Genomic DNA, 11749 nt, shown 5'->3' with positions numbered 1-11749 from the left:
TTTTCAAAACGCCCATGGCTGGAGTGGTTGTAGAAATAAGCGGGGCTGTTCATCGGGCGCGGCGGGCGGTTCCAGTCGGTGGCAAAGGCCAGCGGCAGCCAGCCGGTTTGCGGACGCAGCTTCTCCTGACCCACGTAGTGCGACCAGCCGCCGCCGCTCTGCCCGATGCAGCCGCAGAACACCAGCATGTTGATCATCCCCCGGAAGTTCATATCCATGTGATACCAGTGGTTGACGCCGGCGCCGAGGATAATCATCGAACGACCGTGGGTCTTATGCGCGGTATCGGCGAACTCCCTGGCGATCTGCTCGATGTGTCGGCGCGCCACGCCGGTGATCTGCTCGGCCCAGGCCGGAGTGTAGGCTTTAAGATCGTCAAAATCCTGCGCCGCGTTGGCGTCATCGAGGCCGCGATCGAGGCCATAGTTGGCGAGCACCAGATCGTAAACGCTGGCCACCAGGCCGCTTTCACCGTTTGCCAGCGCCAGCTGCTTCACCGGCAGCTGATGGATGAGCACCGGCTCCTGCTTCACGCTGCGAAAGTGCGGGTTTTCGTTACCGCCAAAGTAGGGGAAGCCCACCGCGGCGACGGAATCCTTGATATCCATCAGGGAGAGCCGCAGCTCGGTCTCCCTGCCGGCCGCCAGCTGCTCGAGGTTCCACTTGCCTTTCTCACCCCAGCGAAAGCCGATCGAGCCGTTGGGCGCCACCAGCTCCCCTTCGGCGTTGAAGGCGACGGTTTTCCACTCCGGGTTATTGCTTTCGCCCAGGCCGTCCAGCAGGTCCGAGGCGCGCAGCATGCGCCCGGGCACCCAGGTGCCGTCGTCCCGCCGTTCGAGCATCACCAGCATCGGCATATCGGTGTAGTGGCGACAGTAGTTGAGGAAGTAATCGCTGGGGCTATCGAGGTGGAAGCGCTTGAGGATCACGTGGCCCATCGCCATCGCCAGCGCGCTGTCGGTACCCTGTTTGGGCGCCAGCCACTGGTCGCAGAGCTTGGCGACCTCCGAATAGTCCGGGGTGATGGCGATGGTTTTGGTGCCTTTGTAGCGCACCTCGGTGAAGAAGTGGGCGTCCGGCGTACGGGTCTGCGGGACGTTAGAGCCCCAGGCGATGATGTAGCTGGAGTTGTACCAGTCGGCGGATTCCGGCACGTCGGTCTGCTCGCCCCAGGTCATCGGCGAGGCGGGCGGCAGGTCGCAGTACCAGTCATAGAAGCTCAGGCAGGTTCCGCCGATCAGCGACAGATAGCGGGTGCCGGCGGCGTAGGAGACCATCGACATCGCCGGAATGGGCGAGAAGCCGGCCACGCGGTCCGGGCCATAGTTTTTAATGGTCCAGACGTTGGCGGCGGCGATCAGCTGGTTGAGCTCTTTCCAGGTCGAACGAATAAACCCGCCTTTGCCGCGCGCCTGCTTGTAGCTCAGGCATTTTTGCCGGTCCTGCATGATGCTGTTCCACGCGTTCACCGGGTCCGGGTGCTGCGTCAGCGCTTCGCGCCACAGCTCAATCAGCCGCTTGCGCGCCAGCGGGTACTTCAGGCGGTTGGCGCTGTAGAGGTACCACGAGTAGCTGGCGCCGCGCGGGCAGCCGCGCGGCTCGTGGTTCGGCAGGTCAGGGCGGGTGCGGGGGTAGTCGGTCTGCTGGGTTTCCCAGGTGACGAGCCCGTTTTTAACGTAGATCTTCCAGCTACATGAGCCTGTACAGTTGACGCCGTGCGTGGAGCGGACAATCTTATCGAACTGCCAGCGCTGACGGTAGCTATCCTCCCAGTCACGGTTGGTGTTGTACACCTGGCCGTGACCGTTGGCAAAGCTTTCGCCTTTTTGCTTAAAGTAGCGAAAGCGATCCAGTAGTTTGCTCATGACATTATCTCCTGACGGGGGATTGCGCCCCCGTGGTTACACTGCTCAACATGTATTTCTTGTTCTGTTTATTTCGTTGCCGGCCTGCGGCGCCCGTAGACCAGCCAGGTCACCAGCACGCAAACCACGTAAAACACAAAAAAGATCTTCATGGCGCCGACCGGAGAGCCGGTCATGGCCAGCGAGGTGCCAAAGGCTTTGGGGATGAAGAAGCCCCCCACGGCGCCAATGGCGGAGATAAAGCCGAGCGCGGCGGCGGTATCGGTCACCGCCTCATGCTGGGCCTGTTCGTCGGTGCCGCCGCGTTTTTTGACGCTATCGACGGTGATTTGGCGAAAGATCACGGCGATCATCTGGAAGGTGGAGCCGCTGCCGAGGCCGGCGGTGAGGAACAGCCCCATAAACACCACGTAAAAGGCGAGGAAGCTGCCGGAGTCGGAGCCCGGCAGGGTGAGAAACAGCAGGCCGGTAAACAGCGCCATCAGGACAAAGTTGGCGAGCGTCACGTTAACCCCGCCGAGGCGGTCTGAGATAATGCCGCCAAACGAGCGGGCCAGGGCGCCGATAAACGGCCCGAAGAAGGCCAGCTGCAGGATATTGACCTCCGGGAACTGCGTTTTCGCCAGCATCGCAAAGCCGGCGGAGAAGCCGATAAACGAGCCGAAGGTCGCCAGGTACAGCAGGCTCAGCAGCCACATATGCGGCCGCTTTAGCACCGGCAGCTGGTCGCGAATTGACGTTTTTGAACCGGCGATATCGTTCATGCCGAACCAGGCGGCGGCGGTGGCAATCAGCAGCAGGGGAACCCAGATCAGCGGCGAGTTGCCGAGCCAGAGGATCGAACCATCCGGCTGTTCAGTGCCGCGCACGCCGAGGAAGGTAAACAGCGGCAGGAACACGAAAATAGGCGACAGCAGCTGCATCACGCTGACCCCGAGGTTGCCCAGCCCGCCGTTAACGCCGAGCGCGCTGCCCTGTTTAGCCTTCGGGTAGAAAAAGCTGATATTGCCCATGCTGGAGGCAAAGTTGGCGCCGGCGAAACCGCACAGCAGGGCGATGGCGATAAATATCCAGTAAGGCGTCGCCGGATCCTGCACCGCGAAACCGAGCCACAGGCACGGGATCGCTAATATAACGGTACTGATCACCGTCCAGTAGCGCCCGCCAAATATTGGCACCATAAACGAATAGGGCACGCGTAATATTGCTCCGGAAAGCGAAGGAAGGGCGGTTAATAAAAACAGCTGGTCGGTAGTGAAATTAAATCCGACCTTATTGAGATTTACCGCTACTGCGCTAAATAACATCCAGACGCAGAAGGCGAGTAGCAGGCAGGTAACTGAAATACAAAGGTTTCTTCGCGCAATCTTTTTGCCTTTGTTTTCCCAAAATGCCGGATTCTCGGGTCTCCAGTCTTTTAAAAGGTAATGGTTATCTTTCTCATTTTGTATTGACATATTGCCCTCGATTGCACCGTAACCAAAGAAAATAGCGATTGGAAAAGAGAAAATTAAGCAGCGGCTGTTATATGAAGGCTGGTCGTTTTAATTATTGTAATGTTTGAAAGAATAGATAAAAAAAAAGGTGCAGAAGAAAACACGCGACGAATAGAGGGGTGTTATTTGTTACAAAATGTAAAATTATTGTGAAGTTAAGGGGCTTGCGGCCGCTTCCACAGAAGAGCCTCGTCGGGTGAAAGGTCTACGCCGCCTCCCGCAGGCGGCGGCAGGGGCGTCAGGTCTGGGGCTGTTCAGGCGAACGTAGAAGCTCCATCGTTATATAATAGTTTATATATCGACTAAAGGCGGCGTCATCAATCTCCTTCATCCCCAGCGCGTAGATGCCGTCCAGGCCGCAGACGAGGGCGATGAGCCGCCAGGCAATATTCTCCGCGCTGTCGCCGGGATGAAACTCCCCGGCCGCGGTTCCGCGCTGAATAATGTTGACGGTCTCTTCGTGCCACAGGCTCATGGTGAGCAGGTAGGCCGCTTTGATATCGCTGTCGCTGCTGGAAAGCAGCTGCCCCTCGCGCCACAGGCGAATGTAGGGCTCCAGCCGGCCATCTTCGCTGCCGAGCATAGAAAACAGGCGCTCGTTCCAGCTCGCCGCATCGTCAACCAGCTGGATGGCCAGCATATCCCGAATCAGCTGGACGAAGGCATGGGCCTTCAGCTCGCCGATGGAGGTGAAGTGGTGGTGCAGCTGCCCGGTGGCCACGCCGGCTTCGCCGGCTATCTGCCGAACGGTCATCGCGCCCAGGCCGCCGCGCAGGGCCACGCGCATCGCCGCCTGCAGGATAACTTCCCGCCGATCTTCCCGACTTAAATAGTTCATATGCTCCCGCCGCACAGTGGTTTTCATCGATAGTAACAAAAAGTTGGACAGTCGTTCAACAATCCGGCAGGATCGCATTCCTGGACGCGTGTCCAACTTAGTTAATTGAGGAAATGTAGTATGTCTCGGCAATGGTTAACGCTTATAGCGATTTTGCTGGTTTATCTTCCAGTGGCGATCGATGCCACGGTGCTGCACGTGGCGGCGCCAACGCTTAGCGTATCGCTGGGAACCAGCAGCAATGAGCTGCTGTGGATCATTGATATCTATTCATTAGTGATGGCCGGTATGGTGCTGCCGATGGGCGCGCTTGGCGACAAAATTGGCTTTAAGCGCCTGCTGCTGCTCGGCAGCGGGATTTTCGGCGTTGCGTCGCTGGCGGCGGCCTTTTCCCCCAGCGCGATAGCGCTGATTGCCTCCCGGGCGCTGCTGGCCATCGGGGCCGCGATGATTGTCCCGGCGACGCTGGCCGGCATTCGTAACACCTTCGCCGAAGCTAGCCACCGCAACATGGCGCTGGGCCTGTGGGCGGCGATAGGCTCAGGCGGCGCGGCTTTCGGTCCGCTGGTGGGCGGAATGCTGCTGGAGCACTTCTACTGGGGATCGGTCTTCCTGCTCAACGTTCCCATCGTGCTGGTGGTGATGGCCTTCAGCGCGCGAATGGTGCCGCGCCAGCCCGCGCGACGCGAGCAGCCGCTCAATATGCTGCAGGCGCTGATGCTGATCCCGGCGATCCTGATGCTGGTCTTTAGCGCCAAAACGGCGCTGAAAGGGCAGCTTGAGCTGTGGATCACCGGACTGGTGGCCCTCGCCGGCGCGGGGATGCTGTTCTCCTTCGTGCGCCGGCAGCTCGCATCGGCAAGGCCGATGGTGGATATGCGCCTCTTCACGCACCGCATTATTCTAAGCGGCGTGATGATGGCGATGACGGCGCTGATTACGCTGGTGGGTTTCGAACTGCTGATGGCGCAGGAGCTGCAGTTTGTGCACGGTAAAACGCCGTTTGAGGCCGGGCTGTTTATGCTGCCGCTGATGGTGGCCAGCGGATTTAGCGGGCCAATCGCCGGGATGATGGTCTCGCGTCTCGGCCTGCGTCAGGTCGCCACCGGCGGGATGCTGCTCAGCGCGTTCAGCTTCCTCGGGCTGTCGCTGACCGACTTTAGCAGCCAGCCGTGGCTGGCGTGGGGGCTGATGACGATGCTGGGCTTCAGCGTTGCCAGCGCGCTGCTGGCCTCCAGCTCGGCGATTATGGCCGCCGCGCCAAAAGAGAAGGCGGCCGCGGCGGGAGCGATTGAAACGATGGCCTATGAGCTCGGCGCCGGGCTGGGCATAGCGCTCTTTGGCCTGATCCTGACCCGCAGCTACGGCGCGTCGATTGTGTTACCGAACGGTATTGACGGCGGCGCGGCGGAGCAGGCCGCATCCTCTATTAGCGAGGCGATAAATCTGGCCCAGTCGATGCCCGCTATTCCGGCCCATGCGCTGGTTGAGGCGGCCAAAACGGCGTTTATCAGCGCCCACAGTATCGTCCTGGCGACGGCCGGCGTCCTGCTGCTGCTGCTGGCAATGGGGATCTGGCGCAGCCTCGCGAAGGCGCCGCCGGTGAGTGACGCCCTATAGCTGGAGAGAGAGCTCCATGGCGGCCCGGCGCAGCGGCGCCAGGGCCAGCTCTTTTAGCGCCCCGGCGCTCATCGCGGCCGCAGGCACGCCGACGTTGAGCGCCGCCACCACCTGGCCGCCGCGCGACAGCAGCGGCACCGCCAGCGAGCACAGCCCAACCTCAATCTGCCTGTCCGCGAGCGCGTATCCCTGCATGCGGACTTTGGCAATTTCCTCGCGCAATCCCGGCAGATCGCAGACCGTATGCGGGGTATAGCGCATCAGCACCGCGCGTGACAATGTCACCTCAAGCTGCTCCTCCGGCAGCGCGCTGAGCAGCACCCGGCCCATCGAGGTGGCCCAGGCGGGCAGGCGACTGCCGCGCCCGATGTCGACGCTGAGCAGGTTGTTGACCGCGGCTCTGGCGATATAGAGCACGTTATCCCCATCCAGGGTGGCGGCTGAACAGGACTCGCCCAGCGTTTTGCCCAGCGTATCCAGCGCGGTCTGCGCCACTTTTGCCAGCGGCGTGCCGGCAAGGTAGGCGTGGCCCACCGCCAGCACGCGCGGCAGCAGCTCGTAGCTGCGGCCATCGGGGCTGTGCACCATCCCGAGCGCCGCCAGGGTATAGAGGCAGCGGCGCACGGCGGCGCGAGAAATTTGCGTTTTCTGACTGAGCTGCGAAATGGTCAGCCGCTGGCGCTGGGGAGTAAAGGCGTTGAGCACCTCCAGCCCGCGCGCCAGCGACAGCATAAAGTTTGGGTCGTGTTCGGCCTGCCTGGCGCTGAGGGTGGTCGGGGATCTATCGCTCATTGAATTCCTCTCCATTCGAAGACAAAGCTCGCGGGCATCACTATACCCTGCGCACAGCGGGCGGCGGCGGAATGTGCGCGTTTTCCCACCCGGATCACATTATTAACCTCAATTTAACAAGCGCGTCGATAATCGCACAACATTTCGATTATCGCCGTTGACCGTGCCGGTGAGTGCCCCCTATTGTCAAAGGCATCGTCACCTCCCGTTATGGTTGGGGGCACAAAAAGTTATACCCGATAGCGTTGATGCAGCCGCCGCGCCTGGCCACCTTACCGGGGCCGCAGCGGGCGCTGCGCGAACGATCCCGGGTCAGGCTATTTCACGATTGGGAACAGAAGATGACCGCGACCGTAGAACGCATTGAAAGCTGGCTGGTTGATGTCCCGACCATTCGCCCGCACAAACTCTCAATGGCCACCATGGGCTGCCAGACGCTGGTGATTATTCGCCTCACGCGCTCCGACGGCATCTGTGGGATCGGCGAGGCGACCACCATTGGTGGCCTGAGCTATGGCGTCGAAAGCCCGGAGGCCATCGTCTCCGCCATTACCCACTATCTGACGCCGCTGCTCAAGGGCCAGCCGGCGGATAACCTCAACGCGCTCACCGAGCGCATGAACGGCGCCGTTAAAGGCAATACCTTTGCCAAATCGGCGATTGAGACCGCGCTGCTCGATGCCCAGGGCAAGGCGCTGGGGCTACCGGTTTCGGCGCTGCTGGGCGGGGCGCTGCAGACCTCGCTGCCGGTGCTGTGGACGCTGGCGAGCGGCGATACCGCGAAGGACATTGCCGAAGGCGAACGGCTGCTGAGCGAACGCCGCCATCAGGCGTTCAAGCTTAAAATTGGCGCCCGGGAGCTGGCTACCGACCTCAGGCACACCCGCGCCATCGTCGAGGCGCTGGGCGACCGGGCCAGCATTCGGGTTGACGTCAACCAGGCGTGGGACGCCACCGCCGCGGCCAGGGGCTGCCGCGAGCTGGCGGCGATGGGGGTCGACCTTATCGAACAGCCGGTTAGCGCGCAGGATAACGCCGCCCTGGTGCGCCTTAGCCACCGCGTCGAGACCGCGATCCTCGCGGATGAAGCCGTCGCCACCCACTATGACGGCTACCGCCTGGCCCGGCAGGGATTCAGCGGCGCCTACGCGCTGAAGATTGCTAAAGCCGGCGGTCCGGCCAGCGTGCTGGCCCTCGCGCGGGTGGCGCAGGCGGCGGGCATTGGCCTGTACGGCGGCACCATGCTGGAAGGGAGCGTCGGCACGGTGGCGTCGTTGCACGCCTGGTCAACGCTGCCGCTGCAGTGGGGAACCGAGATGTTTGGCCCGCTGCTGCTAAAGGACGACATCATCAGCGTGCCGCTGACCTTCGCCGAGGGGCAGGTCGTTCTGCCGCAGACGCCGGGGCTCGGCGTCGAGCTCGATGAAGATAAGCTGCAGTTTTATACCCGTAAAGCGTAAGCGCGCACAGGAGAGAGAAATGCTGTTCAAAGTGGATATGACCGTCAATATTCCGCTGGGGTTTCCCGGCGCTGAAATTGAGGAGATCAAGCAGCGCGAAAAGGCCTACTCGCAGCAGCTGCAGCGGGAAGGTAAATGGCGGCATATTTGGCGCGTCGCCGGGCTGTACGCCAACGTCAGTATTTTTGACGTGCGGGATGCCGAAGAGCTGCATCAGATATTAATGGGGCTACCGCTGTACCCGTTTATGGAAATACGCGTGGAGGCGCTCTGCCGTCATCCATCATCGATTCGTGAAGACGATAAATAATAATAATTAACCTCGCGCCGGTTTATATCGGCGTAAACCCTACAAATAAGCTGCAAGCAATAAGTGAGAATCGTTATGAAAAATTCTTTCGTACAACAAGAAGCCGTGCAGAAATTATTACGTGAAAGCGCCGGCCTGAACGTTCCCGGCGGCAACGAGCGCTTTAAAGCCATCGTCCACCGCATCCTCGAAGATATGTGCACCCTGATCGATGATTATAATATTAGCCAGGAAGAGTTCTGGCACGCGGTGAACTATCTCCACGAGCTGGGCGGGCGCCAGGAGGCGGCGCTGCTGGCGGCGGGCCTCGGAATCGAGCACTTCCTCGACCTGCGCCAGGACGCTATCGAAGCCGCCCAGCACCGGGAAACCGGCACTCCGCGCACCATTGAGGGGCCGCTATACGTCGCCAACGCGCCGCTGAGCGACGGCTATGCGCGGATGGATGACGGCAAAGATGCGGGAGAGGTGATGTGGCTGCATGGCCAGGTTTGCGATACCCAGGGGCGCCCGGTAGCGAACGCCGTGGTCGATATCTGGCACGCCAACACCCTCGGGAATTACTCCTTCTTCGACCAGAGCCAGGGGGAGTATAACCTGCGCCGCCGCATTCGTACCGGCGCCGACGGCCGCTACAGCGTGCGCAGCATCATGCCTTCCGGCTACGGCTGCCCGCCGGATGGCCCGACCCAGAAGCTGCTTGACCAGCTGGGGCGCCACGGCAATCGCCCGGCGCATATCCACTTCTTCGTGTCGGCTCCGGGCCACAGGCATTTAACCAGTCAAATTAACCTCAATGGCGATAAATACCTGTGGGACGACTTCGCCTTTGCTACCCGCGACGGGCTGATCGCCGACCCGGTTAAAATCACCGATCGCGAGCTTATCCAGCAGCGTAAGCTCGACGGCGCGCATACCGAAGTGTGCTTTGATTTCACCCTCTGCCCGGCGCTAAACGCCGATGAAGAGCAGCGCGGCACCCGCCTGCGCGCGCAGGAGTAAGCCGCTCTTTTAACCCGGACAGCGGCGTCGCGCCCTGTCCGGGCTACCGGTACCATCGCCTTAATTAATCCGTACCGCGTCGTTATTATCTCGCCACCGCCTTTTAATCCTGAATCATGCAGGAGGACCTGACTCATGCAAAAAACGTACGCAACGTTAAAAGCTAAAATTAGCAACGCATTAATTGTTGACCGTGAAAAGCATATTTATCGCTGTCATCGTTCAATATTTACCGACAGCCAGCTATTTGATTTTGAAATGAAGCATATATTCGAAGGCAACTGGGCGTTCCTCGCCCATGAAAGTCAAATTGCCGAGGCCGGAGATTATTATACCCTGACCCTCGGACGCCAGCCGGTGATTATTACCCGGGATAAAAAGAACCAGCTCCATGCGCTTATTAATAGCTGTGCGCACCGCGGCGCCATGCTGTGTCGGCGCAAAACCGGGAATAAAAACTCCTTCACCTGTCCGTTCCACGGCTGAACCTTTGGCAATAGCGGCAAGCTGCTAAAAGCGAAAGACGAGAGCACCGGCGGCTACCCGGAGACGTTTAAGCTCGAGGGTTCCCATGACCTGAAAAAGCTCCCGCGCTTTCAGTCCTACCGCGGCTTTCTGTTCGGCAGCCTCAGCGATGACGTGCAGCCGCTGGAGCAGTATCTCGGCGAGACCCTGAAGATTATCGATCTGATGGTCGATCAGGCGGCCGAAGGGCTGGAGGTTCTCAAAGGCTCCTCGAGCTACGTTTATGAGGGTAACTGGAAGCTGGGGGCGGAAAACGGCGCCGACGGCTACCACGTCAGCGTGGTGCACTGGAACTACGCCTCAACGATGTCGCGGCGCAACTACGAAGCGGAAGGGACGCACTCGGTGGACGCCAACGGTTGGTCGAAAAGCCTCGGCGGCGGCTACGGCTTTGAAAACGGCCATATGCTGCTGTGGACCCGCGCGCTCAATCCGGAGGTACGTCCGGTTTACGCCCACCGGGCGCGCCTGCAGGCGGAGTTTGGCGAGCTGCGCGCCGACCAGATGGTCAACGAAACCCGCAACCTGTGCCTCTATCCTAACGTCTACTTAATGGATCAGTTCTCCACTCAGATCCGCGTGATCCGCCCGATCGCCGTCGACAAAACCGAAGTGACCATCTGGTGCTTTGCGCCAAAAGGGGAGCCCGACGAGGCTCGTGCCCTGCGTATTCGCCAGTACGAGGATTTCTTTAACGTCAGCGGAATGGGCACTCCGGATGACCTCGAAGAGTTCAGCGCCTGCCAGCGCGGCTACCTCGGCGAGAGCCTGGCGTGGAGCGACCTCAGCCGCGGCGCGCTGCACTGGGTCGATGGCGCGGATGAGCACGCCCGGCACGCCGGATTTACGCCGCTGCTGAGCGGAGTCAAGTCGGAGGATGAAGCCCTGTACATCGCCCATCACCACCACTGGCAGAACGTGATGCTGGCGGCGCTTGATAAAGAGCAGCAGCGCTACGACCAGTCGATCACCCAGCGCGTGGAGGTGGCGTAATGTTGACGCCTGAACAGGTTCGCCAGTTTCTCTACTACGAAGCCCGCCTGCTTGACGACCGCCAGTGGGACGAATGGCTGACGTGCTACAGCCCGAAGGTGGTGTTCTGGATGCCGGCGTGGGGCGATGACGACCGGCTCACCCGCGACCCGCAGCGTGAGATTTCGCTGATCTACTACCCCAACCGCGACGGGCTTGAGGACCGGGTGTACCGCATCAAAACGGAACGCTCCGGCGCCAGCACCCCGGAGCCGCGGACCACGCACATGATAAGCAACGTGGAGCTGACGGGCGAAGGCGAGCAGGGCCTGGAGGTACGCTACAGCTGGGTGACCTGGAGCCATCGCTACCAGCAGACCGATGCCTATTTTGGCTCGACCTGCTGCACCCTCACCGTCGAAGACGGCAGGCCGCAGATTGTGCGAAAAACCGTGCGCCTGAACAACGACTACATCCGTCAGGTCATCGACGTTTACCATATTTAAGAGGGGCTTATGACCTTTAATATTGCGCTCAATTTTGAGGACGGCATCACCCGCTTTATCCACTGCAACCCCGGAGAGAAGGTGCTGGATGCCGCCTATCGGCAGAAGGTGAATTTGCCGATGGACTGCTCGGACGGCGTCTGCGGCACCTGTAAATGCCGCTGCGCCAGCGGTGATTACGCCCTGGGCGATGACTATCTCGAAGAGGCGCTGAGCGACGAGGAGGCCGCCGCGCGCCAGGTGCTGACCTGCCAGATGATCCCGACCAGCGACTGCGTGATTGACGTGCCGGTGGCGGCGGCGCAGTGCAAAACCGCTCTGGCCAGCGTCGGCGCGGCGGGGGGGGCGGGGAACGCCCTGTCG

The 11749-nt window shown here is 60.8% G+C and carries 9 protein-coding genes and 2 pseudogenes; 7 read left to right on the top strand and 4 right to left on the bottom strand.

Annotated elements, in window-relative coordinates; translation table 11 throughout:
- The 3 genes from PFH44_RS19600 to PFH44_RS19590 form a co-directional block, all read right to left on the bottom strand.
- On the bottom strand, positions 1-1865 hold a 1865-nt coding region (locus PFH44_RS19600; protein ID WP_283825877.1), incomplete at its 3' end, for a nitrate reductase subunit alpha.
- Between the two features lie 68 nt (positions 1866-1933).
- A complete protein-coding gene (locus tag PFH44_RS19595; protein ID WP_283825876.1) occupies positions 1934-3322 on the bottom strand; it encodes a NarK family nitrate/nitrite MFS transporter in 1389 nt (462 codons plus the stop codon).
- A 277-nt stretch (positions 3323-3599) separates the two neighbouring features.
- On the bottom strand, positions 3600-4199 hold the full coding sequence (locus PFH44_RS19590; protein ID WP_045855485.1) for a TetR family transcriptional regulator: 600 nt from the start codon (positions 4197-4199) through the stop codon (positions 3600-3602).
- A 120-nt stretch (positions 4200-4319) separates the two neighbouring features.
- Between PFH44_RS19590 and PFH44_RS19585 the strand changes: the two genes are divergently transcribed.
- Positions 4320-5819: an MFS transporter gene (locus PFH44_RS19585; RefSeq protein ID WP_283825875.1), complete on the top strand. Its 1500-nt coding sequence runs from the start codon at positions 4320-4322 to the stop codon at positions 5817-5819.
- On the opposite strand, the pseudogene PFH44_RS19580 reads toward PFH44_RS19585, so the two are convergent.
- A pseudogene (locus tag PFH44_RS19580) lies at positions 5814-6649 on the bottom strand (IclR family transcriptional regulator domain-containing protein). The gene PFH44_RS19585 and the pseudogene PFH44_RS19580 overlap by 6 nt on opposite strands.
- Positions 6650-6952: 303 nt before the next feature.
- Between PFH44_RS19580 and PFH44_RS19575 the strand changes: the two are divergent.
- From PFH44_RS19575 to PFH44_RS19550, 6 genes and pseudogenes are all read left to right on the top strand, one after another.
- Positions 6953-8071 (top strand): muconate cycloisomerase family protein, encoded by a 1119-nt coding sequence (locus PFH44_RS19575; protein WP_283825879.1) that lies wholly within the window; start codon positions 6953-6955, stop codon positions 8069-8071.
- Positions 8072-8090: 19 nt separating this feature from the next.
- Positions 8091-8381, top strand: a complete 291-nt coding sequence (catC, locus tag PFH44_RS19570; protein WP_041145415.1) for a muconolactone Delta-isomerase — start codon at positions 8091-8093, stop codon at positions 8379-8381.
- Between the two features lie 75 nt (positions 8382-8456).
- A complete protein-coding gene (catA, locus tag PFH44_RS19565) occupies positions 8457-9383 on the top strand; it encodes a catechol 1,2-dioxygenase (protein WP_133599864.1) in 927 nt (308 codons plus the stop codon).
- A 135-nt stretch (positions 9384-9518) separates the two neighbouring features.
- Positions 9519-10901: pseudogene (locus PFH44_RS19560) on the top strand (Rieske 2Fe-2S domain-containing protein).
- Positions 10901-11386 (top strand): benzoate 1,2-dioxygenase small subunit, encoded by a 486-nt coding sequence (gene benB / locus PFH44_RS19555; RefSeq protein ID WP_283825874.1) that lies wholly within the window; start codon positions 10901-10903, stop codon positions 11384-11386. The pseudogene PFH44_RS19560 and the gene benB overlap by 1 nt, the downstream one beginning before the upstream one ends.
- Before the next feature lie 9 nt (positions 11387-11395).
- A partial coding sequence (locus PFH44_RS19550) for a 2Fe-2S iron-sulfur cluster-binding protein (RefSeq protein ID WP_283825873.1) occupies positions 11396-11749 on the top strand: 354 nt, incomplete at its 3' end.

It is taken from the genome of Klebsiella sp. Ech2A (assembly GCF_030078455.1).
In the GTDB taxonomy this organism is placed as follows: Bacteria; Pseudomonadota; Gammaproteobacteria; order Enterobacterales; family Enterobacteriaceae; genus Klebsiella; species Klebsiella terrigena.
The sequence above is the reverse complement of the archived record's forward strand: the minus strand, read 5'-3'. Positions and strand labels throughout refer to the sequence as shown.

Bases quoted from the DNA above. Each gene is read 5' to 3' on its own strand.
- PFH44_RS19595 (WP_283825876.1), bottom strand. From the start codon at position 3,322: ATGTCAATACAAAATGAGAAAGATAACCATTACCTTTTAAAAGACTGG.
- PFH44_RS19590 (WP_045855485.1), bottom strand. From the start codon at position 4,199: ATGAACTATTTAAGTCGGGAAGATCGGCGGGAAGTTATCCTGCAGGCG.
- PFH44_RS19585 (WP_283825875.1), top strand. From the start codon at position 4,320: ATGTCTCGGCAATGGTTAACGCTTATAGCGATTTTGCTGGTTTATCTT.
- PFH44_RS19575 (WP_283825879.1), top strand. From the start codon at position 6,953: ATGACCGCGACCGTAGAACGCATTGAAAGCTGGCTGGTTGATGTCCCG.
- catC (WP_041145415.1), top strand. From the start codon at position 8,091: ATGCTGTTCAAAGTGGATATGACCGTCAATATTCCGCTGGGGTTTCCC.
- catA (WP_133599864.1), top strand. From the start codon at position 8,457: ATGAAAAATTCTTTCGTACAACAAGAAGCCGTGCAGAAATTATTACGT.
- benB (WP_283825874.1), top strand. From the start codon at position 10,901: ATGTTGACGCCTGAACAGGTTCGCCAGTTTCTCTACTACGAAGCCCGC.